This window comes from Streptomyces recifensis (assembly GCF_002154615.1).
GTDB lineage: Bacteria > Actinomycetota > Actinomycetes > Streptomycetales > Streptomycetaceae > Streptomyces > Streptomyces griseoluteus.
In genome coordinates this window covers 20,422-44,243 of record NZ_MUNH01000061.1, presented here as the reverse complement: position 1 = coordinate 44,243, position 23,822 = coordinate 20,422, and the positions used below count along the sequence as shown (strand labels likewise).

The 23,822-nt window shown below is 69.3% G+C and carries 18 protein-coding genes; 6 read left to right on the top strand and 12 right to left on the bottom strand.

From position 1 onward, the window contains the following. Nucleotides 1-222: 222 nt before the first annotated feature. Nucleotides 223-966: an SDR family NAD(P)-dependent oxidoreductase gene (locus tag CCN33_RS04135; RefSeq protein ID WP_086691191.1), complete on the top strand. Its 744-nt coding sequence runs from the start codon at nucleotides 223-225 to the stop codon at nucleotides 964-966. A gap of 157 nt (nucleotides 967-1,123) precedes the next feature. Here CCN33_RS04135 and CCN33_RS04130 read toward each other — a convergent pair whose 3' ends face one another. Beyond that, entirely contained in the window at nucleotides 1,124-1,885 is a 762-nt protein-coding gene (locus CCN33_RS04130) for a maleylpyruvate isomerase family mycothiol-dependent enzyme (protein WP_086691189.1), read from the bottom strand. Between the two features lie 161 nt (nucleotides 1,886-2,046). On the opposite strand from CCN33_RS04130, the gene CCN33_RS04125 reads away from it, so the two are divergent. After that, nucleotides 2,047-2,739, top strand: coding sequence for an alpha/beta fold hydrolase (locus tag CCN33_RS04125; RefSeq protein ID WP_086691187.1), 693 nt, complete (start codon nucleotides 2,047-2,049; stop codon nucleotides 2,737-2,739). A gap of 116 nt (nucleotides 2,740-2,855) precedes the next feature. On the opposite strand, the gene CCN33_RS31820 is transcribed toward CCN33_RS04125, so the two are convergent. Beyond that, entirely contained in the window at nucleotides 2,856-3,098 is a 243-nt protein-coding gene (locus tag CCN33_RS31820; protein ID WP_167387766.1) for a hypothetical protein, read from the bottom strand. A gap of 82 nt (nucleotides 3,099-3,180) precedes the next feature. Here CCN33_RS31820 and CCN33_RS30910 point away from each other — a divergent pair, with 82 nt between their 5' ends. Both CCN33_RS30910 and CCN33_RS04115 read left to right on the top strand, forming a co-directional pair. Next, on the top strand, nucleotides 3,181-3,804 hold the full coding sequence (locus CCN33_RS30910; protein ID WP_244173626.1) for a lasso peptide biosynthesis B2 protein: 624 nt from the start codon (nucleotides 3,181-3,183) through the stop codon (nucleotides 3,802-3,804). A gap of 1 nt (nucleotide 3,805) precedes the next feature. After that, nucleotides 3,806-5,620: an asparagine synthase-related protein gene (locus tag CCN33_RS04115; RefSeq protein WP_086691186.1), complete on the top strand. Its 1,815-nt coding sequence runs from the start codon at nucleotides 3,806-3,808 to the stop codon at nucleotides 5,618-5,620. On the opposite strand, the gene CCN33_RS04110 is transcribed toward CCN33_RS04115, so the two are convergent. The 6 genes from CCN33_RS04110 to CCN33_RS04085 form a co-directional block, all read right to left on the bottom strand. Further along, nucleotides 5,604-6,899, bottom strand: a complete 1,296-nt coding sequence (locus CCN33_RS04110) for a hypothetical protein (protein ID WP_244173624.1) — start codon at nucleotides 6,897-6,899, stop codon at nucleotides 5,604-5,606. The genes CCN33_RS04115 and CCN33_RS04110 overlap by 17 nt on opposite strands. Before the next feature lie 450 nt (nucleotides 6,900-7,349). Continuing rightward, entirely contained in the window at nucleotides 7,350-8,450 is a 1,101-nt protein-coding gene (locus CCN33_RS04105) for a M4 family metallopeptidase (RefSeq protein WP_086691184.1), read from the bottom strand. Between the two features lie 697 nt (nucleotides 8,451-9,147). Beyond that, on the bottom strand, nucleotides 9,148-10,512 hold the full coding sequence (locus tag CCN33_RS04100; RefSeq protein ID WP_086691182.1) for an NAD(P)/FAD-dependent oxidoreductase: 1,365 nt from the start codon (nucleotides 10,510-10,512) through the stop codon (nucleotides 9,148-9,150). A 53-nt stretch (nucleotides 10,513-10,565) separates the two neighbouring features. Continuing rightward, nucleotides 10,566-11,636, bottom strand: a complete 1,071-nt coding sequence (locus tag CCN33_RS04095; protein WP_244173622.1) for a dihydrodipicolinate reductase — start codon at nucleotides 11,634-11,636, stop codon at nucleotides 10,566-10,568. Between the two features lie 357 nt (nucleotides 11,637-11,993). After that, nucleotides 11,994-13,376: a flavin monoamine oxidase family protein gene (locus CCN33_RS04090; RefSeq protein WP_244173621.1), complete on the bottom strand. Its 1,383-nt coding sequence runs from the start codon at nucleotides 13,374-13,376 to the stop codon at nucleotides 11,994-11,996. Between the two features lie 160 nt (nucleotides 13,377-13,536). Further along, a complete protein-coding gene (locus CCN33_RS04085; protein ID WP_086691178.1) occupies nucleotides 13,537-14,598 on the bottom strand; it encodes a zinc-binding dehydrogenase in 1,062 nt (353 codons plus the stop codon). A 253-nt stretch (nucleotides 14,599-14,851) separates the two neighbouring features. On the opposite strand from CCN33_RS04085, the gene CCN33_RS04080 reads away from it, so the two are divergent. After that, nucleotides 14,852-18,073: a bifunctional cytochrome P450/NADPH--P450 reductase gene (locus tag CCN33_RS04080; protein ID WP_086691176.1), complete on the top strand. Its 3,222-nt coding sequence runs from the start codon at nucleotides 14,852-14,854 to the stop codon at nucleotides 18,071-18,073. Between the two features lie 70 nt (nucleotides 18,074-18,143). On the opposite strand, the gene CCN33_RS04075 is transcribed toward CCN33_RS04080, so the two are convergent. Beyond that, complete coding sequence (locus tag CCN33_RS04075) at nucleotides 18,144-18,770, bottom strand: TetR/AcrR family transcriptional regulator (protein WP_086691173.1); 627 nt, start codon at nucleotides 18,768-18,770, stop codon at nucleotides 18,144-18,146. A 473-nt stretch (nucleotides 18,771-19,243) separates the two neighbouring features. On the opposite strand from CCN33_RS04075, the gene CCN33_RS04070 reads away from it, so the two are divergent. Further along, nucleotides 19,244-20,182, top strand: a complete 939-nt coding sequence (locus tag CCN33_RS04070; protein WP_086691171.1) for a M56 family metallopeptidase — start codon at nucleotides 19,244-19,246, stop codon at nucleotides 20,180-20,182. A gap of 73 nt (nucleotides 20,183-20,255) precedes the next feature. On the opposite strand, the gene CCN33_RS04065 is transcribed toward CCN33_RS04070, so the two are convergent. The 3 genes from CCN33_RS04065 to CCN33_RS04055 all read right to left on the bottom strand — a co-directional run bounded on the left by CCN33_RS04065 (nucleotide 20,256) and on the right by CCN33_RS04055 (nucleotide 23,691). After that, nucleotides 20,256-21,122: a phytanoyl-CoA dioxygenase family protein gene (locus tag CCN33_RS04065; RefSeq protein ID WP_086691193.1), complete on the bottom strand. Its 867-nt coding sequence runs from the start codon at nucleotides 21,120-21,122 to the stop codon at nucleotides 20,256-20,258. A gap of 203 nt (nucleotides 21,123-21,325) precedes the next feature. Next, nucleotides 21,326-22,453, bottom strand: a complete 1,128-nt coding sequence (locus tag CCN33_RS04060; RefSeq protein WP_244173619.1) for a phosphotransferase family protein — start codon at nucleotides 22,451-22,453, stop codon at nucleotides 21,326-21,328. Beyond that, entirely contained in the window at nucleotides 22,453-23,691 is a 1,239-nt protein-coding gene (locus CCN33_RS04055) for an acyl-CoA dehydrogenase family protein (protein WP_086691166.1), read from the bottom strand. Before CCN33_RS04055 ends, CCN33_RS04060 begins: the two co-directional genes overlap by 1 nt. Between the last annotated feature and the right edge of the window lie 131 nt (nucleotides 23,692-23,822).

Below are 23,822 nucleotides of genomic sequence, written 5' to 3'. Positions count from 1 at the left end.
CCGCCCCACCCGTACGACCTCGGGCATGTCACTCCAACGAGCCCGGTCAGCCCCCGTGGCTCGACTTCAAGTGCGCTCCCATGCCTAGAGTTCCGGACACGGACCTCCGCCCGCGGATACGCCCTGCCACCGAGAACAACGGTCGCGAAGGGCGAGCGAGAACGCGGCGGCGAGCACGACCGTAGACCCGGCCAGGCCGGTTCTCAGGACAGAGGTGATCCGATGAAGGTGCTGGTGACCGGCGGGACGAGCGGATTGGGACTCGCCATGGCCTCCGCCCTGGCCGCGACGGGAGCCACCGTCGCGCTGACCGGGCGGTCCGGCGAGCGGGCGCAGTCCGTCGCGGCGGGTCTGCCGGGGGCCATCGGCGTCGAGATGGACGTGCGGGACGAGTCGTCCGTGGCCAGGGCCGTCGACGAAGCCTGGATGCGGCTCGGCGGCGTCGACATGCTGGTGAACAATGCCGGCATCGGCATGCGCACGGTCAACCCGCGCTTCATGACAGAGCCGCAGGGCTTCTGGGAGGTGGCGCCCGACGCCTTCCGCGCGGTGGTCGACACCAACCTGACCGGCTATTTCCTGGTCGCCCGCGAGATCACCCCACGGATGCTGGCAGCCGGCGGTGGCCGCATCGTCAACATCTCGATGAATCACTCGACCATGCGGCGCGCCGGCTTCGTTCCCTACGGACCCTCGCGGGCCGGCAGTGAGGCGCTGTCCCGCATCATGGCGGCCGACCTGCGGCACACGGGCGTCACCGTCAACGTCCTGCTTCCCGGAGGCGCGACGGTCACCGGGATGCTGCCCGAGGACGTCACCGGCGAGGGGCACGGGTTCCTGAGTCCCGAGGTGATGGGCCCGCCCGTCGTCTGGCTGGCCTCCGACGAGGCAGCCGGCGTCCATGACGAACGCATCGTCGCCGCCGAGTTCGAACAATGGCTGCGGGACCGGGAGAGCCGTCAGTGAGGCCGTGAGCGTGCGTCTGGGCGTGGCCCCGGCTTCGGAGGGGTCGCATCGCCTGTGGACGTCCACGCCGTGAGTGAAGGGGCGGCCACGCCGGGCCGGGTCCCGAACCGGCAATGGAAGCGCTGCAGATGCCCCTGACGGTGTCGGTTCCGGCCGGCTACTCCTCGGGCTCCCATGCGATCAGCTGCTCGAACACCCGCTGGTCGCCCTCGATCTTCAGGTCGCTCATCGTGAGGCGGCCCCAGACGAAGAGGAGCAGCTGCTCGGCCGTGCCCGTGGCCGAAGCGGAGGCGGGCCCGGCGTGGTCGGTGAGGGGTGCCGGCCAGGCGCCGGTGGCGTCCAGCGCGAGAAGCCAGGAGCGGCCCTCGGTGGCGTGGTAGTGGACGGTGGCGGCCTCGTGCGGCCAGGCAGCCGGGGTGGAGTTGCAGGTGTCGAGAAACTCGGCCACGCCGTCGATCGCTACGTCCGCCGGCATCGGCTGTACGGCGCCTGCGGCGAGCTGGGCATCGTAGGTGTGCACCAGCACCTCGTGCACCCGGCGCCGGGCGACGCCCCAGGCGTTCGCCGGCGACACGCCGAGGCTCCACCACGCCCAGCACTCGCGCTCCGGACCGGCCTCGCGCAGCGCACTCAGCAGCAGCTCGTTCGACTCGGCGTACCAGGCCAGCAGCGCCTCGAGATCGTGCGGCACCTCCCCGGCGTCCTTGGCCGGCGGAGCCTCGGCCGGGCCCGCGGCGACGATCGCGGCCCACCAGCGCTGGCCCGTGCCCAGGTGCCGCACCAGATCGAACAACGTCCACTCGGGGCAGGACGGCACCGGGGCATCAAGGCCGGGCGCGGCCGCAACCGCATTCCGGAACGCGGCCGACCGCTCGTCGATCAGTCGCAGCAGGGCGGGAAACTCAAGACTCTCTGTCACATCGCTTGCCTACCACCCCAGCTCGGCCGACCGCACCCCTATTGCCCAGGCCGTGAGCGGCGGGGGGGCAGGGCGTGGCGCGTGAGCCTCTTCGAAGCGATGCGTTCTGCTGTCAGCCAAGACTGCCGCGCCTCCGCGGGCATGAGCGACAGGATCGTCCCATGCAGCCGACTTTCGTTCTCGTGCACAGCCCGTCCGTAGGCCCTTCGACCTGGCACCCCGTGGCCGAACACCTGACGACGGCCGGTTACCAGGTCCGGGTGCCCTCCTTGCTGCACGTAGGTGACGGCACTCCGCCCTTCTGGCCCCGCGTCGTCGACGCCGTACGCACCGACCTTCGACGGGTCCCGGCCGACAGTCCCGTCGTGTTGGTGGCACACAGCAACGCGGGCCTGTTCCTCCCGGCGATTCGCTCGGGCCTCGACCATCCAGTGACCAGCTCCGTCTTCGTCGACGCCGCGCTGCCGGCCCCGTCCGGACCGACCCCTGTCGCCACCCCCGACTTGCTGGAGTTCCTCCGCCCGATGGCGGTGAACGGCAGGCTGCCGCGCTGGACCGACTGGTGGGACGAGGCAGACGTCGCACCCATGTTCACCGATCCGACGATGCGGCAGCGAGTCATCGAGGAGCAGCCCACCCTGCCGCTGTCCTACTACGAACAGCACATCCCGGTCCCCGGCGGCTGGGACGACCATCCCTGCTCGTACTTGCTGTTCGGCCCTCCGTACGACGACCTCGCCGACCAGGCGGGCGAACGCGGCTGGCGTGTGGCACACCTGCCCGGCGCACACCTCCACCAGATCATCGATCCGGCCGGCACAGCCCGGCACCTCGTCGAGTTCGCCAGACCTTGATCCACCTCCGGACTCCGGACGGATCAGCGGCAATACGCACTGCCCACGGCGCCACTGCCGACGCCTGCTTGCGGGTCTTCCACCGGTCCGGGCGGGGCGCTGCCCATCTGCGCGAGTCAACCAATGCGGTCGACAACCTGACGGGGAACCAGTGCCCACGACGTCCGTTGCGGCGCGGTCTCCGGCGGTCCGGTTGCGGGGCTTTCCTCACTGAGTAGGCTGAAATCGACCACTGCTACCCGAACGGGAGGTAGACCATGTTCGCCCGACTGCTGCGGCGTCGTATGCCACGTGGGCTTGTCCTTTTCGGCAACGGCCGTCTGATCCGAGGCTTCAGCGGCGGCCACTACGACGGTCACGGATACCTTTCCTGACACAGCGTCCAAGTCGAACCGAGTCCGCCGCAGGGTTGCCGCGGTAGGCGACATTGGAGGACGTGCGGTGGGAGAGGACACCGACGCCCTGGTGGCCATGGAGCGGATCCTGTCACCGCATTGCCGGGTCACCAGGACGTCCGGCGGAGCACTGATCGCGGACTGGAAGCGGACGCGCTTTGTCGGAATTTTGACGGCGGACATCCAAAAACTCGCCGACGAAGGCTCCGCGGAACGCGCCGAGCTCGTCACCAGCCTCACCCGTGCCCGGCTGGCGGCGGGCCGCCAAAAGCAGCATTCCGCAATCGAGGTCGGGCTCTGGCTGCACGCAGTGCATCTGCTGATCCGCACCATCGGATTCGGGCGCGTCCTCCGGCTCCTGTCCCTCGCCGCCCCGGACTACGCCCGAGCAGATCCCGCTTCCCCGGCAGACCTCGCCTCGCTGAAGCGGGCGGTGCACTCGCACGGCCGCAGAAGCTGGTTCGTCAACGACGACTGCAAGGCCGAGGCCGTCACGGCTTTCGTCCTGCTGCGTCGGCGCGGTCTGAAAGCCGTCCTCCACGTAGGCGCGCGTGAGCACCCGTTCGCCTTGCATGCCTGGACGTCCTCGGCCGACGTGTGCATCCCCGACGCCGATCCGCGCGGGCACGCGTTCACTCCGGTTCTCTCGATCAGCGGCGGAGGCCAGTGACGTGGAAGCACTCCGCCTCGACTGGGCCGGGAGCACACCGCAGCTCTCCGCGGCCGGTGCCATGGCCGGGCAGGGGCTCGTGACGACGGTGTCCTCCCATGACGGAACCGCGGTGGTCGCCGGCTGGGTCGGCTCGGTCCGGCACCGCGTCGCGGGTGCGCGCCAGCTCCTCGAGACCTTCGGCCGGCCGGGAGCCGCGTCGCGTCTGCCGACCGGCGACTACGCGGCTGTCCTGGTGTACCGCGACCGCATCCTGCTGATGCGGGACGAGCAGGCGCGCATCCCCCTGTTCTTCAGGGAGTCCGGCGGCCGTGTGAGCGCGGTGAGTACCTCGGCGCGCCACCTGGGCGCCGGAGCGGAACCGGAACGTCGCTACTTCTGCCGGTACCTGACCGGGAACACGGCACAGCCTCACTCGGAACTCACCCCCTTTACCGGGGTGCACCGCGTGCTCGGCGGCGAGGTGGTGGAGCTCTCGGTCACGGGACAGATGCGTGGTCAGGTGCCGCGACACGTCCGTCATGCGGGCGGCGACCTGCCGGTACCTGCGGCAGACGGACCGCACTTGACCGGTGCCGCGAAGGAGCTGCGCCTCGCGCTGGAGAACGCTGTCGAGCGCCGTATGGGCAGGACGACGGCGTGTCATGTCTCCGGCGGCACCGACTCCACCAGCGTGGCGTTGCTCGCGGCACGTCTGCTGGCCGCGGAACAGGACCGCCCCGGGGACCTGGTCCTGCTTGCCGGACGCTTCGGCAGAGGAGAACTCGTCGGGGAACAGCCGTACCTCGACGGGGCGATGGAGGCGATCCGCCGTCATGTGCCCGCGGCCCGCCCGATGATGGTCGACGTCGATGAAGTGGCCGACTTCGACGATTTCTGGCACCACGCGGGGGACGCCGACGAACCTCATGCTCACGCCTTCCGCGCCCCGTTCTGGGGCAGGCTCCACGCCGCCGCGGCGGAACTGGGCTGCGACACCCTCCTGACCGGCTGCGGGGCCGATCCCGTTGCCGACGCCAACCCGCTTCACCTGCACAGGCTGGCCCGCACAGGACAGCTCCGGCAGATGACGAAGCTGGCACGTGCCTGGGCCACGGGCGGCGAGCGGGGCTTGCGGGACGTCGTCTCCGCCTGCGTGGTGCAGCCGACTCTGCCGCTGACCGCCGAACGGGTCAACACGCTCATCCGCCGCCGCGGAACCGTGCTCGGCGGCCTCGGCAGCTTCGCCCGCCCCCGATGGCTGCGATCCGATTTCGCGCGGGCTCACGGATACCGCGAGGCCGCGCTCGCGGAGAGCCGCTTCGTGTTCGGGCGGCGGCCGGAACAGTCGCTCTACGACGCGGCCAATTACTTCGCCGCTCCTGACCCGTTGTCCTGGCGCCGCGCACGGCAGGACGGGTTCTTTCTCTCACACCCCTTCCTCGACCCGGAGGTCGTCGCCACCATGCGCAGCCTCCCCGCCGAAGCCACGTTCCGTCCGGGCCGCCCGAAGGCGGTCCTGCGCGAAGCCATGGCGGATCTGCTCCCGCCCCGGATCCTCGGCCGCACGGTCAAGATCCCCTTCGACGAGCTCTACGCCCGCGGCTTGCGGAAACACGGTGACGAACTCATCGACCTCTGCCGCTCTGCGCGGCATCCGCTGATCGCGGAGATGTTCGACGTCGAGACGCTGTGCCGGGCGGTGCGAGAGGCGCAGCTCGGCATCGGGGACTCATACTCCTGGGATCGTATGAACAGCTCTCTCGCCCTGGTGGTGTGGCTGGAGCGATCAGGTCAGCGCTCCCGCACGCTCGTGCCCGTCACTTCCGGTCCTTGACATCCCACAGGGTCCGTTCGATCGGGCCCTGCCAGGAGTCGACAATGCCGTACCGGCTCTCCAGCTCACGGTCTTCCGATTCGCTGTTGACACGGTTTTCCTCGCCTTTTCGCCTGATGGCCGGCAGCAGACCGGCACCATGCACACCGAACTGCCAGTAGACGGTGACGTAACGGGCGTCCCTGGTATACGCGTCGATCGCGTTGTTCTCGTACACCCGGCCGCGGTACACGACGTTGTCTCGGTCCTTCGTCGCCTTCACCCAGTCGGGCACCTTGCCGTCGCTATAGGAGTACCCGGTCAGCTGCATCTGCGCCAGGCCGAGTCTGTCCTTGCGTGCGAAGCTCCCGGTGGCGTAGAACGCCAACTGGTCGTACGGCGTGTTCATGGGCAGCTGCACGACCGTCTGGCTGACGAACGTGTCACCCGGCTCGATCCAGTGTCCGGCGGGCGCCCACGGCTGCGCTGCCACCAACTCGCCGGGCTGCTGGACCTCCCGGCGGGAGAGCGGGTGCGTCTCCTGGAACGTGCGCCACTTCTCGGCATCGTCGCGCCACTGCTCGCGCTTCCGGTCCGTCGCGCTCATCCACACGCGTTCCCCCATGGCGTGGAACTCGGTGCCGAGCACGTAGAAGCCCACATCGCTGCGGTTCTCGGCCCTGATGTCGACCGGCAACGCGAACGCCTTCCGGTCCTCCCTCAGCACAGGTTTTCCCACGGTGATCGTGATGAGGGGTCTGACACCGTGCTGGGACGGCTGGTAGAGACGCTCGTAGCCGAAGTTCGCCACTGCGATGAGCCCGGTGACGATCACCGCCGCGGCCACCCGCTTCGGAGCGGGGATCTCGACGGATGTCCGCCACACCGCGAAGACAGCCCAGGCACAGCCCACCGTGAGCAGGCACCACAGCACCCGGTAGGCCGTGGAATCGACGTCCTTGAACGTCATGAGCAGAAGCGCGGCGTTGGTCAGGAACGCCGCGACCGTGCCGGTCAGCGCGACCATTCCCGAGTAGGGAATGCGGTTTCGGAACCAGTGGTCCCAGACCGCTAAAGCGCCCACCAGCGTGGTGACCGAGACCAGGACGAGGATGGCACCGGTGACACGACCCGCGTAGGTCAGGGCACCGCCGAGGTCTTCGAAGCCGAGCCAGCCCAGTGGCAGCCCCGTCAGAAGCAGCACCACCAGGATCAATGCCGCGGTCACCGGTGACCGCCTGTCGCTCGCCGGGACCAGCAGCGTCCGCAGACGGGAGCCGACGCCAAGAGGAACCTTCACGTGGTCAACTCCCGATGCCGCGGACCGATGCGGGTACGCGGTCCGCTCCGATGGTGAACGCGACCGGACACCCGCCCGAGCCGGCTGGTGCACGGTCCCACTGGTCGGCACCGGCGCACGTCAACTGGACCCAAGGGGGGCCTCCTTCGAACGTCACTGGGGCACTGCACGGGTGGAGCGCCGTCCGGCGAGCCCCTGCCGGCTTGCCTCCTGCGGCGCCTGCCTCGCGGCGGCGTCGCGGTGCACCCGATCACCCGCAGCGGACCGTGAGACCTGGTGCTGCGCCGGGACTCGAACACCATCGTCCGTGGTGATCACCCGGATCACCACCCGGATGCCTCTGGACGGCGTACACGGAAGACGAGGAACTCTGCTGGTCCGCGTCGGCAGAGATGCGTGCCCAGCCAAAGGTGCGGAAGCGCTTCGCGCCGACCCCGCAGGCGGGCGCTTCTACCGGGACACCGCCCCACTCAGCTCGTGCGTGGGTACGCCAACGGCATCCCACGCCAGCAGGACCGCATCGTGCTCCCGGGGACCGTAGGCGTCGGCGGCGTCCGCGGTCAGCCGTGCGAACGACGTGAAGTCGGCGTCGCCGGCGAGTTCGCCACTGGTGAGCACGTCGTACCAGATGCGCCCGGCGCCGTCCCAGGCATGGCCGCCGAGCTGAGTCGCGACAAGGTAGAAAGCGTGGTTGGGGATGCCCGAGTTGATGTGTACACCGCCATTGTCGGCGAAGGTGTGCACGAAGTCGTCCATGTGGGCAGGCTGCGGGTCCTTGCCGAGCTCGTCGTCGTCGTACGCGGTGCCAGGCGCCTTCATCGAACGCAACGCGACGCCCTGAACTCCGGGGCGCAGCAGTTCCTCTCCGATCAGCCAGTTCGCCTCCTCGGTCGTCTCACCCTTGGCGTACTGCTCGACCAGGGAACCGAATACGTCGGACAGGTGCTCGTTCAGGGCTCCGGACTGACCCATGTAGGTCAGGTTGGCGGTGTATTGGGTGACGCCGTGGGTGAGCTCGTGGCCGATGACGTCGGGGGACTGGGTGAAGTCACCGAAGATGCGCCCGTCCCCGTCCCCGAAGACCATCTGCTCGCCGTCCCAGAAGGCGTTGTCGTAGTCCTCCTGGAAGTGAACGCTGGCGTGCAGCGGGAGGCCGGACCCGTCGATGGACAAGCGGGACAGCGTCCGGAGATAGAAGTCGAACGTGGCACCAAGGCCGTCGTAGGCGTGGTTGACCGTGGTGTCCGGTACGTCGGCCTCACCCTCTCCGCGTATGCGCCTGCCGGGCAACTCCCTGCGGTGCTCGACGTCGCAGATGGTGCGGAGGGGATGGTCGGGGGCGCGCCTCGGCAGGGCGGCGGTGGGGCCGATCTCGGCCGTCAGCCTCCGTTGGACGCGCTGCGCCGCGTCGAGCGCAAGGGTGCGGCGGGCAGGCTCGTTCAGAGACGGGTCCTCGGCCCGGGCGAGCCGGTTGAGCAGATGCGGTGGCACGATCGCACAGGGCGCCGTGGCCACGGGCCTGAGCGAGGAGCCTCGGATGTCGTCGGTCATGGGATGTGCTCCGATCGGTGCGGTACCGCACCTCATCCGCGACGCTCGCGCCTCTCGCAGGCGGTGGTACACGTGCCGTCATGGGACCCGTGTGTCCACTTGCGGCTTTCCCGTGGAAAACAGTGCTGCCGGTCCGTCGGGTGACGGTACGAGCCGTCGACGCCTGCGACGAAACGTAAGGCGCGGTCCCCGCGATGCTGGGTGCGGACACACGGCAAAGGGTTGACGGGATCAACTACCTGTAGGGCATGCACGTTCGCCTCGGGATGCCGTGGCGCGAGGACTTCTTCATGTCAAAGATGGCTGACTGCTGTGCCGAGCATGAAGTTGTCTCCCCGGAGGAGAGGACGCTTCCGGTTTCAACGGGCGATCCATGCGCGCGCGTGCTATGCCACCAGTTTCCGCCCGTCACGGGAGGCCTGCAACTCGGCGTCCAGCAGCTCCGGGCCATGGCACGCCACGTCACTCTGGTCCCAACGAGGCCAATGCCCCGCGAACGCCGGGCGTGGTCGGGTGTCAGCCAGGGATGGCCGTCGTTGAAGCGCCCGGCCTGAGTCATGCTCAGCGCACTCGACCCCGCGACTTCAGTGGCACCAACGGCAGTTCGGGCGCGAGGAGTCGGTCGCCCTCGTACCCCTTCACCTGATGTCAGGCCCGTGCCAGGAGTGATGTCACAGATCAGGCACAACCCAAACCCTCAGGAGTCCCCGCGCCTGCGACGACGGAGCGCCCGCCGGGCCAGCGTCTTGCTGCCGTTGAAGAAGTCGTTGAACCGGTCCAGTCCCCAGACGGCTCGGAGGACGAGCGGCCGCAGCAGCAGCGACATCGACGGCGGGTACTTCGAGGCGTCCGACCATATGCCGGCGAGGTCGTCCGGCATCTCACCGTCGACGATGTAGTCGGCGAGCTGATGGGCCACGTACGGCACCTGACAGAGGCCGTGGCCGTTGCAGGCCATCGAGTAGAAGACGTTGTCACCCACCTGCCCGGCGATCGACAGCCAGTCCGGGCTGATGCCGATCCAACCGCCCCAGGCCCGCTCGATGGCCACGTCGGACAGCGACGGGAACCGATTGGCCAGATCCTTCCCCATGTCCTGCACGACGACGGGGTCCGGGACCCGATCCGAGAGCGGGAAGGCCGGGCCTCGCTGCGCCTGGCGGACCCCGCAGACGATGGTGTTGCGCTCGGTGAGCCGGTAGTGGGTCATCAACTGGTGCTGGGTGATGATGCCGGACCGGCTGGTCCAGCCCAGCTCGGCGAGCCGCTCCGGTGCGATGGGTTCCGACTCGATCTCGATGACGTACAGCGGTGTCGCGAGGTTCTTGGGCGTGATGTCCCACTCGCCGCCGTAGACGTTGGTCGCGAGCACCACCTTGTTGGCCCGCACGGTGCCATGCGGTGTCGTGAGTTCGACGGTGCGGCCTGTCCGCCGGACATCGCTCACCCGCGACTGCTCGAAAACCTTGGCCGAGGAGGCGAGCAGCGCGCGACGCACACCACGAGCGAGCTTGCCCGGGTTCAGCATCCCGCCGATGGATTCCCGCATACCGCCCACGAAGCCGGCAGGGATGCCGAGTTCCTCTCTGCTGCCGACAGTCCCGCGCCCACCGAAGGCGCGCAGGATCGCCGCCTGAGTGCGCACCCTGAGCATCATGAGGGGTGAGACAGCACCCCACACCAGGCCGTTCGCCACGTAGTCGCAGTCGATGTCGTGCGTCTTGATGAGGTCTTCCACGTAGTGGCCCGCGTGTTCCGCCAGCTTGACCATGACGGGCATTTTCTTCGGGGACTGGAGGCTGAGCATCCGCAGGTCGCCACCCGGCGCTCCGGCGATCTGACCTCCGTTGCGCGAGGCTGAGCCGTAGCCGCAGAACTCCGCCTCCAGCAGAACCACGTCCTGGTCGCGCTCCGCGAGGCGCAGCGCAGCCGCCATGCCGCCCATGCCGCCGCCGATGACGGCGATGTCACAGGTGAGGTCGCCGTCCAGCGCGGGCTGCACGTCGTCCGGCCGGTCGATCCAGCCGGTGAAGTTGATGTATTTCGTGCCGTCGGTCCTCATGCTGTCCTAATTTCGTTCCAGGTAGGGGTGCTTGTGCTACTTCGTGCTCTGCGTCACGGCATGCGGGGCATGCGCCGCATGCTGGTCCCGAGCGAGGCCCGGGCTGCTCGTCGCTCACCCTTGGCCGCGACCGAGCGGGCCGGGAGGTCCCCCATCGACAGCAGACCGGGACGCGCCTCGACGACGGCGGTGCAGGCATTGACCGCCGCCGCGATCGTGCTGAGGAAGGAATCGAAGCCCACAGAAGAACGGAGGTCGACGACCTGCTCCTCGCCGACGATCCGATAGTCGTCGCCCGCGGCCACCTCATCGGCCGGCTCGAAGAAACCGAACATGATTTCCAGGTCGATCACCACTTCGCCCTTGAGCACGCCCTGGGCGGCATGAGTGACAGCCGCGATCTGCCCCGGTTCGATACACATGTGGTCCCCGACGCGGGGCGAAGTCGTCACCACAGCGGGTTCGATCTCTCCCACGTCCACCGAGTCGAGGTCCCATCCGAGCCCTGCCGCGAGGGCCCCGATGGCCTGCTCGAAGCCGTAGTGCCCGACGACTTCGCCCCGGCTGCGAGCCGTCGTGAACTCGCGCATGGTCAGACCAAGGCCGAACTTCGACAGGATCGCGCCGTAGCGTGACATGTTCGTCCGTCGGCGGATGCGCACGCTCTCCACACGCTGGGTCAGTGCGGTCAGCAGGAGAGGAAGGGTGTCCATCAGGATGCCTGGGTTCGCCCCGCTGCCCAGGACAGTCACACCATGCGCCTTCGCCATGTCGTCGAGCCGTCGGGCCAGGCCGGGATGGCTCTGCCATGGATAGGCCAGCTCTTCGCAGATGCTCAGGACGTTGTACGAACGCTCCAGCAACGGCAGCAGGACGTCGGCCACCCTGTGCAGATCCGAGACGGTCGCCACGATCGCGAGATCGGCGGCGGGCAGGTCGGCCGGGTCGCTCACGACGACGACACCGTTCGCGGCGCCACCGAGCAGCATTCCGAGGTCCTGACCGGCCACACGGGGGTCCAGGTCCACTGCTCCGACGATTTCCACGTCCGCGCGTTGCAGCAAGGAAGAAGCAATGGCCCGGCCAGTGGCACCGAGACCCACAACGACAGCCTGTTTACTCAAAGTTACTCTCCTAGGCGCCGCAGTCGGCACGCCCACGACACGGTGCTCGGTTACTGAACTTCACCTGCGGCGGTGACCTCGTACCTCACTGTCGCCAGCCACGGCCGCGGTGAGAACGACACTGAGCACCTGCTTCCCCCTGGGGACGGTGCACGGTGCACCGGCCGGTCGCGACCTTGCGCTTTCAGGTAGTCGGCTGTTCGCAGGGCTGTCATGAACCGCGCCGACACGTGGCGGCCTTCCCCGGTCTGACTGGCGGGCGCCATGGGTCGAGTGACGCACCCCGGATGCCGGCGCATCCGAGGTGCGTCACAGGGCGGCCGTCAGCAGACGGGGCCACCGAGGAGCCTGCGGTGCTTACTCCGAGGCTCCTTCGACGCCGAGCCGCTGGGCGACCTGCTCGGCGGTGCGCAGACCTGTCAGGACGGCACCGTTCAGGGTTCCGACCCACTCGCCGGCGGTTTCGGTGCCGGACCAGTGGATACGCCCGTGAGGCTCGGTGAGGGCGCTGCCGTAGCTCACGGATGCGTAGGGACCCACAGCGGGGTGGGGGCCACCTGGGGCGAACGGCTCCGCGCCCCAGCAGTGGTCCACGTAGTCGATGGGGGTGCTCGCCTGGGGACCGTACAGGTCGACCATCTGCTGGACGACGCGGCTGCGTCGGGTTTCCGGGCTGAAGCCGTCGTACACGCGGGGGGCGCAGAAGACCATCAGGATGCCCGGTCCGTCGTCCGGCGACACGTCGAAGGTGATGAACGCCGTCCCGGTGTCCAGCAGCGCCTCGCCCGAAAGGCCCTCGGCCCGCCAGAAGGGCTTGTCGTAGGCGACGAACGCCTTGCTCAGCTTGCCCATGGGCCAGGTCCTCGTGAGCCCCTGGGTCTTTTCCGGCAGGGCCGGGAGGAACTCGATGTAGGAACGGTGCTCGGGGGCCGCGGTGACGATGACGTAGTTGGCGCTGATGACCGCCGAGTCGGCGTGGACCGTGACGCCGTCGTCGTCCTGGGAGATCTGGCGGACACGGGTGTCCAGAACGACCCTGTCGCCGAGCTTCTCGGCGAGCCGGTTGGCGATCTCCTGAGTGGTTTCGGTGATGCGGTCCTGCTGCTGCCCTCCTTCGACGGCGAGCATGTGGTCGAGCCCCCCGACGGCCTGGATGTAGCGCAGTACGTGCAGCAGCGAGACCTCTCCCGGGTTGCAGCCCCACTGCACCTTGCTGGCGATGGTCATGAGTGCGCGGGTGCTTGTCGCCGCCTGCTGCTGGTCCAGCCACTCGCCGAACGAGATCGAGTCGAGCTCCTCGGCGTCGGGGGACTTCCAGGGGGCGTCGACATCGATGGTCGCCAGGAGCTCGTCCATCACCACCTGGACGCGGCCCAGATCCTCCAGGTCCACGGGGTCGACCGTCGGCATGGTGCCCGTCCAGGTGCGGCGCTGCCCGGCCATCCACAGGACATTGACACCTTCGTGGAACTGGCCGGTCGTGGTGCACCCCAGCCGCTTGGCGAGGTCGAGGACCGCGGTGTGGCGCTCGGCGACCCACGTCGCCCCGAGGTCGACCTTGACCCCGGCCACCTCACCGGAGAACGAACGGCCGCCGACCCGGTCCCGGCCTTCGAGGACCAGGACGGATACGCCCATGTCCACGAGCCGCTCTGCGGCACTCAAGCCGGCGAAGCCCGCACCGACGAGCACGACATCGACCGACGCGACCTCGGAGCCGCCCTTGATTTCCTTTTTCACGGTGTTCTCCTTCACGGTTTTCTCCTTCGCTTGAAAGCTTTTTTCGGTGTTTCCGTACGTTGCGGGGAAACGGCGTGCTTACGCTTCCCCACCGCTCGACCGCGATCGAGGCAGGCGTCGTCCGCGTGGTGCGGCGTGAGCCGGCCACCTCCCTTCGTGCTCAGGGGATGAGCACGAGACGGATCGGGTCCCCGATCTTCTTCTCCAGCCGGGCGACGGCGTCCGCGGCTTCCGCCAGCGGGACGTGGGCGCTGACGGAGGGGCCGAGGTCGATCCGTCCGGCGGCCGCCAGGCCGACGAGCTGTTCCACGTGCTCGGGCTCGGAGCCGTAGTGCCCGCGGATCTGCCGGACGTTGAAGCAGAAGTCGATGCTGTCGGCGACGGTGACCGGCTCCGGGGTGAGACCGGCGAGCACCAGGACGCCGTTCGGGCCGAGGACGGTGGCGGCCTGGGCGCGGGCCGCTCCGACGCCCGCGAAGTCGAAGGCGACGTCGATGCCCCGGCCTGCCGTGGCCTCGCGCACCGCTTCGGCGAAGTCGCCGGCCATGGGGTCCAGCGCGTGGTCGGCTCCGAACAGGAGGGCGCGCTCGCGGGCGGAGGGCAGCGGGTCGACGGCGATGACGGGGGCGGCGCCGGCCAGGCGGGCGAGGCGGATGCCGTGGGCGCCGAGACCTCCGGCTCCCCAGATGCCGACTGCCTGCGCGGGCCGGACCGCGCCGGTGTCCACGATCGCGGCGTACGGGGTGGAGACTGCGTCAGGGATGATCGCGGCCTGGTCGAACGGCAGGTGGTCCGGGATGGGGAGCAGGGTGTCCTCCCGGGCGAGGGCGTACTGCGCCCAGCCCCCGTCGTAGTCCACTCCCCGGGTGAGGGGCTGGCGGCAGAGCATGTGGCGCAGGCAGTCGGCGCAGTCACCGCACGCCTGCCCGGCCTGCAGTACGACGCGCGAACCGGGAGTCCAGTCGCCCTTGACGCCGGGGCCGACGGTGTGGACGACGCCGGCCACCTCGTGGCCAGGGGTGATGACACCGGACTCCTTGACGGTGTCCACAGGGTAGAAGGGGCTCAGGCTGCCGTCGATCAGATGGATGTCGGACAGGCAGACGCCGGCGGCCCGTACTTCGACGAGGACTTCACCCGGGCCGGGCACCGGGATCGGCACCTCTTCGACGGCGAAGGCAAGGGTGTCCAGGCGGAGCCGCCCGGCCAGCATGGTGTTCATGCGGATACCTCGATCTGCTCGGTGAGAAGCGCGCGCATGGAGCTGGGGGCGCACGACATGGTCGACTGACCATGTCGATTAACCGTGTCTGCTGACGAGGTCGCCTGTCAAGCCGCGTTCGGTGGACGTTCGACCGGGGTGCCAGGTTCCCTCGGTCGACTGTGTCTCTTAATACAGTCGCTCGACATGTTCGCTCGACAAAGTCATGTGTAAGTTGGTGGGTGACCGCTGGAGTGAAACGAAAGGCACGCTCATGACTCAGGTGTCCGTAGGTGCGGCGCGGGCGATCCCCGAGCGCCCCCCGCTGCCCCTCGTAGGCCACGCGTTCAACCTCCCCGCGGGCGCGGACTTCCTGGCCTACCTGGTGAAGGAGTTCAGGGAGTTCGGACCCGTGTACCGGCTGAGGGTCTTCGGGAGGGAGACCGTCATGATCGGCGGCCTGGACCTCGTGACCGAACTGTCGGACGAGACCCGCTTCCGCAAGCATGTCCACGCCGACCTGGTCGAGGTCCGGGCCCTGGCCGGGGACGGTCTCTTCACCGCCTACAACCACGAACCGAACTGGCGCAAGGCCCACGACATCCTGATGCCCGCGTTCTCGCTCGGCGCGATGCGCAGCTACCACGCCCCCATGCTCCGGGTCGCCCGCTCACTGATCGGCAAGTGGGACCGGCTGGCCGGGGTGCAGTCGGTGGACGTCCCCGACGAGATGACCCGGCTGACCTTCGACACGATCGGGCTGTGCGGCTTCGGCTACGACTTCGAGTCCTTCCGGCGCAACGACCTGCACCCGTTCGTCGACGCGATGGCCCGGGCTCTCGTCTTCGCCCAGGAGAAGGGCGAGTCCATCCCGGGCTCCGAGCTGTTCAAGAGGAAGAAGGTCGAACAGTTCCGCAACGACGTCGACCTGATGACAAAGCTCGTCGACGACGTGATCAGGGAGCGCCGCGCCTCCGGCGACACCAGCACGGACGACCTGATGGGGCTGATGCTGCACACCGAGGACCCCGCCACCGGTGAGCTGCTGGACGATGTCAACATCCGCCACCAGGTGATCACCTTTCTGATCGCCGGCCATGAGACCACCAGCAGTGCGCTCTCCTTCGCGCTGTACTACCTGACCAAGCACCCGGAGGTGCTCGCCCGGGCCCAGGCCGAGGTGGACGCCCTGTGGGGTGACACCGACGCCCCGGACCCCGGGTACGGCGACATCGGCAAACTCACCTACATCCGCCAGATACTCAACGAGAGCCTGCGGCTGTGGCCGACGGCTCCCGCGTTCGCCGTCGAGCCGATCCAGGACACCGTCATCGGCGACAAGTACCCCGTACGCAAGGGCGAGTCGCTGATGGTGATCACCTCGGCCCTCCACCGCGACCCCGCCTGGGGGGAGAACGTCGAGCTCTTCGATCCCGAGCGCTTCACCCCCGAGCGGGAGGCGGCCCGTTCGGTCCACGCCTTCAAGCCGTTCGGCAACGGCGAGCGGGCCTGCATCGGCCGCCAGTTCGCGCTGCACGAGGCCACCTTGCTGCTGGGCCTGCTGGTGCACCGGTACCGCCTGATCGACCACACCGACTACCAGCTGAAGATCAAGTCGACGCTGACCATCAAGCCCGACGGTTTCAGCCTCCGGCTCGCCCGCCGTACCGGCGACGAACGGCGTCTGCCCGCCATCACGGTGGCGGATCCCGTGGCGGGCGGGACCGCCACCGTGACGCGCCGCGCGAGCGGCACCGCGCTGACCCTGCTGCACGGATCCAACCTCGGCACCTGCGTCGGCATCGCCCGCGATCTCGGCGGTGAAGGCGAGGAGTACGGCTTCACCCCGTCCGTCGCCTCCCTCAACGAGTACACGGGAAGGCTGGCCGGCACCGAGGGCCCCGTCGTCATCGTCGCCGCCTCCTACAACGGTCGCCCCACCGATGACGCGGCCGAGTTCGTCGCCGCTCTGGAGAACCTCGCCCCCGGCTCGCTCACCGGCCTGCGGTACGCCGTCCTCGGTGTCGGAGACCGCAACTGGGCGGCGACCTACCAGCGCATCCCCACCCTGATCGACGAGCGCCTGTCCGCGGCCGGCGCCGTCCCGCTTCTGGAGCGCGGCGCCGCCGACGCCGCCGGCGACTTCGCCGGCGCGGTCGACCAGTGGACGGCGGACCTGTGGGCAACCCTTCTGGACGAGTACGGCGACGCGATCGCCGGCGAGGCGGCGGGCCCCGCGCCTGAGGCGGAAGCAGAAGCGGAAGGGCTGTACGAGCTGGAGGACACCTCGGAGTCGGTCCTCGGTGGTCTGGCCGACCGCCACGGCGTCCAGCCGATGGAGGTCCTCGAGGCGTACGAACTCGTCGACACCGACCACGAACTGGGGCGCTCCAAGCGCTTCCTGCGGCTCCGTCTGCCCGAGGGCGTCAGCTACCGCACCGCTGACCACCTGGCCGTCCTGCCCAGCAACCCCGAGGCCCTCGTCCAGCGGGTCGCCGACCGCTTCGGCCTCGACCTGGACCGCACCGTCCGGCTGCGCGCCCGCCGCCGGAGCCGGGGCGCCCTGCCCGTCGACCGGCCGCTGACCCTGCGCCGCCTGCTCACCGACTTCGTCGAGCTGCAGGACCCGGCCACGCAGGAACAGGTCGCGGTGCTCGCCGAGCACACGGCCTGCCCCCCTGAGAAGCAGCCGCTCACCGCCTTCGCCACCTCCGATCCCGAGACCTTCCGGGAACAGGTGACCGTCGCAGGGCTCAGCGTCCTGGACCTCCTGGAGCGCTACCGTGCGTGCGAACTGTCCTTCGAGCGCTTCCTGGAGCTGCTGCCGGTGCTGCGCCCCCGGCACTACTCGATCTCGTCGTCCGCTGCCGCCCGGCCCGGCGAGGCCGACCTGATGGTGTCGCTGCTCGCCGCGCCCCACCGGTCGGGGGAGGGCGTCTTCCGGGGCATCGCCTCGCACTTCCTGCAGACGGTGAACGCGGGTGATGTGATCCAGGCCCGGATCCTGCCGTGCAGCGAGTCCTTCCGCCTCCCCGAGGACACCTCCGTACCGGTGATCCTGATCAGCGCGGGCACCGGCCTCGCGCCCTTCCGAGGTGCGGTCCTCGATCGCCATCACGCCGGCTCGACCGGCACCCTGCTCTGCTACTTCGGCTGCGACCACCCCGACGTGGACTTCCTGCACCGGGAGGAGTTCGAGGCGGCCGAGGCGGCCGGCGCCGTCAGCATGCGCCCCACCTTCATGCACGCTCCCGAGAACGGCGCTCGCTTCGTCCAGGAGCGCATCGCCCGCGAGAGCGAGGAGGTGTGGTCGGTTCTCGAGGCCGGCGGACGCGTCTACATCTGCGGCGACGGCCGTCGTATGGCACCGGCCGTACGGGAAGCGTTCATGGCGATGTACCGGGACCGGACCGGCGCGAGCGATGAGCAGGCCGTGGCATGGCTCGCGGAGCTGGTCCAGGCCGGGCGCTACGTCGAAGACGTCTGGGCCGGCTGAGTCTCACCAGCAGGCGGAGACGATCGGGGGCGCACCTGCCAGGTGCGCCCCCGACCGTGTTGATGCCGTGTCAGCCCGACGGCACCTCTGGGATGTCGAGGCTTCCCTTGGCCAGCGCCACGGTCGCGGCGACGAGCGCGGCGAGGCTCGTCCGCTCCGTGGCCTCGTCCGGTACGCACGAGAGGACCTGCATGGTGAGGCCGTCGAAGCCGGAGAGGAAGAACCGGGCGACCGTTTCCGGGGACACGGCCAGTTTCTGTCCCGTCCTGTCCGCCGTCTCGGCGATCACCTGTGCGGTCACCTCGATGACCCGCTGGTAGTGGCTCTGGCGGGCCTCGTTGAGGCCGGGCACACGCAGCGCGAACATGGTCAGTTCGCTGAGCAGCTGGTGGCGCGATGTGGGCTCGCGCATGGTGCCCCACAAGGCACCGGCCAAGGCGCTGAAGGTCTTCTCGAAGCTCGCGTCCTCCGGCGCCGCCCGCTGTACCTGCGCGACCAGCTCGTCGGTGATCTGATCCATCACCGCCCGGTAGAGATCCTCCTTCGTGCCGAAGGTGTAGTGGACGGTGGCCTGTGCGACCCCGAGCTCCGCGGCGATGGCGCGAGTGCTCCCCGCGGCCACGCCCTCACGGGTCATGAGGTCGATGGCCGCCTTGATCAATTGAGGGCGGCGCTCTGCCGCGGAAATATGAGCCATACTGCCCAGTATATCGACTCAGTCGGTCGATCAAGTCGGCTCGATCCAAGACTCTGCCGGTGGCTGAGCGAACGCCCTGGTCGAACTCGCCTCACCCTCGCGGCCCGAGCCGTTTTCGTTCGCCCGGCTGTCCTCAACCGGCCCTCGGCACCCCGTCGCTGGCTGTCGTCCGAGGGCCTTGGCGGTACGTCTGAACTAGAATATGATTTGAGTTCGACTTGTCCGTACGGCCTGCCGAGCGACGGCCCCTGTGACGATCAAAGTCGCGGCAGCACCCTCTTGAACCGTGCGGCCGAACACCTTCATCTCGGCGCGAAACGCTTGGCGCTGGGCCCCGCCAGGAGGGTCAGCGCGCCGGTCCTCTGCTGCGGGGCCCGGAGCACGCCACGAAGCATGGACGTCGGACACGTGCACTCCCTGGAACCGGTGGCCCCCGCAGGCCGCCTGAGCCCACCAGTCTTCGGAGCCCCCGCATGACCAGTTGCCAGTTCCTGCTCTGCGCCCTCGGCGTGGCGACCGCCGTGCCGTTCGCCCGAGCGTTGAACCGGTCGACGTGGCCGGGGCGGAGCCCGGTGCTCGGCCTGTGGGTGTGGCAGTGCCTGGTCGCCACCGCCCTGCTGAGCTGCCTGACCGCGCTGGTACTGGGCATCGCTGCGGTCTTCCGTACCGTCCGCGACCACCTCTTCGGCTCCGCGCCGCCCGGCGTCGTGGCCGCCTACCACCTGTCCTCCGCTTCTCTCCTGGCCACGGTCCTCACCTTGCTCCTGGGGGCGGGAGCCGTGTGGACGGTGGCCGTGCTGGTCGGGCAGCTCAGGGTGGCTCGCCGGGCCCACGGCGCGGCCCGCGCCCGACTGCGTGAGCGAGCGCCCGAGTTTCCCGCCGGCCTTCCAGCGGCCCGCGGCCCTCTGCTGATTCTGGAAGAGGAGTACCCGGACGCCTGGCCGATGCCCGGGAGCCCGTCCCAGCTCGTCGTCACCACGGGGGCCCTGCGCCGGCTGACCGATCGCCAGCTGGAAGCCGTTCTTGCGCATGAGCGCGGCCACGCCCGGGCCCGCCACGACTGGCTACTCCATCTGTCCGCCGCCCTGGCGCGCGGCTTCCCCAAGGTGCCGCTGTTCACCCATTTCTGCGAACAGACCCATCGGCTGGTGGAGCTGGCCGCCGACGACACGGCGGCCCAAAAGTGCGGGCATGTCACCACCGCGCTGGCCCTCATCGAACTGAACCAGCATCGCGGGGTGTTCTCCTGCGCATCCAGCCGCCGCCTGCTCAAGGACAGGGTGCACCGTCTTCTGACGCCCCCTTCGACGCTCCGGCCGCCCCAACGCACCCGCATCGCCGTCACGGCGGCCCTGGCGCCACTACTGCCGCTGCTCATTGCCTTCGGACCGGGAATCGGCGCGTTCGACTGACCGCTTGACGATTCCTGCGGGACGTTCCGCTCACAGGGAACGGGCAGGCGTGTGAACCGGTCGGGCCGCTTCCTCAGAGACCGAGGTAATCACCCAGGTCGGCGTAGTCGACCTGCCACAGTCCGGGAGAGCCCGTCGGGTACTGGGAGCGGAAGCCGAGCAGGCGCTGAACACGCGGCGAGAGCGTCCTGGCCACTTCCATGTCGACCAGGAAGGGGTACGCCTCCTCGCCGGTGAGGAAGCCCGGATTGAGGGCGAAGGCCACAGCCCGTCGGTACTCGTCGTCGGTCTGGTTCGCGCCCCCTCCGTGCGCGGTCTTGCCGCTGAACAGAAGGGCGTCGCCGGCGTTCATGATCGCGGGGATCGTCTGCTCGGGAGTTCCCCGGTCCTCGAAGTCACTCCAGTGGTTGCTGCCCGGGATGACCCGCGTGGCGCCGTTCGCCTCCGTGAAGTCGGTCAGGGCGATCAGGAAGTTGAGGGTGACTTCCGGGCCGCTGGGCCCCATCCCGATGAAGGGGAACCAGTTCTCCAGGTCCCGGTGCAGCATCTGCGCCTGGCTGTGGGGGCCTATCTCGATCACCTGGGTGGTGGTCATCCAGTACGTGCCCGACTCAGGGAGGAAGATCCGGTCACAGATCTCGTGGACCAGGTGGTGCTCCAGGATCTCGTTGCGGAACGTGGGGCTGTGCGTGACCAGGTTGGTGAGCCGCTTGGTGTTGCTGCCGTGGAACGCGGCCACCATTTCGTTCTCGTGGGTCGAACCCGGGCGGAGTGCCCGCAGCGGCGGATCGATCTCGGCGTCGAAGCGGTTCCGCTGTTCCTGCGTCAGGAAGTTCTTGACGATCAGCCCGCCATCGCGAGCCAGGAGTTCGAGAATTTCGTCGGTCGGCGTGTCAGTCGCCACCGACGACAGGGTCTGGGGCTGCTTCTGAGTCGTCATGCGCATTCCTCTCCTTGAATCCGAACGGCGGCTGACCGGGCTTTGATCAACCGCCGGCATCCTGCGTCCGGTCGTCACGGTGCGCTTCCTGGTTGCTCCGGCCGGGGTCCGCCGCGTCGGGGCGAGGCCGGTGTGGGCACTCGACTCCCGGTTCCAGCCGGAGCGGCTTGGCATGGGACCGTCCCGAGCAGGTCAACAGCCGCTCACCGACGTCGGTGGTGCTGGTAACGGTCCCCCTCCCGCCCGTGGTTCAGGTCGGCGTATCGCCCGGCCCGCTCCAGCAGTCGGGGGACACCCGTTCCGAGCGACGGTCCGAAGGACGTGTCGTCGGGGCGCTCACCGCGCTGCCAGCGGGTGTAGATGGCCTCGCAGAAGATCGCCGCCTTCCAGAGCGCGAGGGTCTGGTACCAGGGCAGCGGGGTCAGATCGAGGCCCGTGCGGGACTGGTAGCGCTCCGCCAGCCGGCGCTGGGTGAGATAGCCGGGCGACCGCGTCACCCGGGTGAGCTCGAGCGGGGTGGGAGGGCTGCCCGCCTCGGACCACGTGGCGGTGAGGTACCCCAGGTCCGCCAGCGGATCACCGAGCGTGGCCATCTCCCAGTCCAGGATCGCGAGCACCCTGGCCGGTGCCTCGGGAACGAACATGAGGTTGCCCATGCGGTAGTCACCGTGCACCACCGAGGCCGCCTGGCTCGCCGGCAGGTTGCGGCCGAGCCAGTCCCCGACGCGCTCCACCGCGGGCAGGCTGCGTGTGGCGCTGACCTCCCACAACCCGCTGAACCTGTCGACCTGGCGCCGGAGATACCCCTCGGGCCGGCCCAGAGAAGCGAGCTCCCCCCGGGTCACGTCGATGCCGTGCAGCGCGACGAGGGCGTCGACGACCGCTTCGCTGGTGGCCCGGCGCTGCTCGGCGGAGGAGAGATGCGACGGGATGGTGTCGGTGATGACCGTGCCGTCGAGCCGGGACATGAGATAGAACGGCACACCGAGAAGCGACTCGTCCTCGCAGACGGCGAGGATCTCCGGTACCGGTACCCCGTGCTCGCCGAGGGCCTTCTGGACGCGGGCTTCGCGCACCATGTCGTGCGTCGACCTCGGCAGCGGCGGTCGCGGTCCGCGACGAAGGACGACGCACTCGCCACCACGCTCGATCAGGTACGTGACGTTGGACTGGCCGTCGCCGATGCGCTGCCACGCGAGCGGGCCGCTGCCGATGCCGTGTCGGTCGAGGAAGCCGGTCACCGCGTCCAGGACCAGGAGCGGAGGGCTGTCGAGTTGACGGGCCCGGTCCAGGCTCGCGACGACTTCCACTCCGTCGGGGACGGTGTGCATCACGTGCCTCCGTCCCGGCTCACGACGGCATCGCCCCGGAAATGCTCCCCGGCCTGGACCGCCGCGCGCCGGCCGGCCGAGGCCCGGCGGGCGATGGCCCAGCGGTGGGTCTCGTTGGAGCCGTCGTAGATGCGGAACGGGCGGACCTCGTTCAGGTACTGCGCCAGCGGCAGTCCGTCGGAGACCCCGTCTCCGCCGCAGACCTGGATGGCCCGGTCGACCACCCGGAAGATCGCCTCCGAGCAGTGCACCTTCGCGACCGAGGACATCGCCGAGCCCGCCTTCGGGTCGCTGCGCAGCAGCGCCGCGGTCTTGGTGATGATCGCGTCGGACGTCTCGATGTCGATCACGGACTCGGCGAGCAGGTGCTGAGCCAGGCCGAGCGAGTCGATCGGACCGCCGAACAGCTCCCTCTTCCCGGCCCGGTCGAGGGCGATGTCGTGCGCCCGCCGTGCCAGCCCCAGCCACCGCATGCAGTGCGTGAGACGTGCGGGGCCGAGCCGTACCTGCGCGTAGCGGAATCCGAGTCCGACCTCGCCGAGAACCGCGTCGTCGGGGACGAAGCAGTTCTCGATGTACAGGTGCGGGTGACCGCCGTCGATGGAGCGGTCCACGGTGTGGATCGCCTCGCCGACCCGGATCCCCGGGTTCGTCATGTCGACGAGGAACATGGTGGCCCCCTCCGGGGAGCCGTGGACGGCCGGGGTCCGCGCCATGACGATGCAGAACGCGGCACCGACGGCCCCGCTGGTGAAGCGCTTGTGGCCGTCGATGATCCAGCCGCCGTCGGTGCGCACGGCCGTGGTCCGCAGCGCCGCCGGGTCGGACCCCGCTCCGGGGTGGGGCTCGGTCATGCCGAAGCACGACCGGACGTCCCCGGCCGCCAGAGGAGCGAGACAGCGCTTCTTCTGCTCCTCGGTCGCGATCAGGTTGAGCATGTGCATGTTTCCCTCGTCGGGGGCCATGCAGTTGAGCGCGACGGGACCGATCGGCGAGTAACCGGCCTCCTGCAGGATCGGTGACCAGTGCTCGATGGGCAGTCCCTGTCCGCCGTACTCCGTCGGCACGAGCGGCGCGAAGACGCCGGCCTCCCGCGCCGCCACCCGCAGCCGGTCACGGGTGGCCTGGTCGAGGCGTCCGCCCGGCGCCGGCTCCGCGTCGACGACGACGTCGCGGATGAACCGGCGCGTGCGCGCTCGCAGTTCCGCGATGTCCGGTGGCAGATGAGGGAAAGTCATGGCTGTCCTTTGTCGGATGGGCGCGGTCGTCACGCGGTGCCGCCGGCGACGGGAAGGCCGCCGTCGGCGGTGAGGACGTGGCCGGTGACCCGGGAGGAGTCCTCCGAAGCCCGGTACACCACGGCGGACGC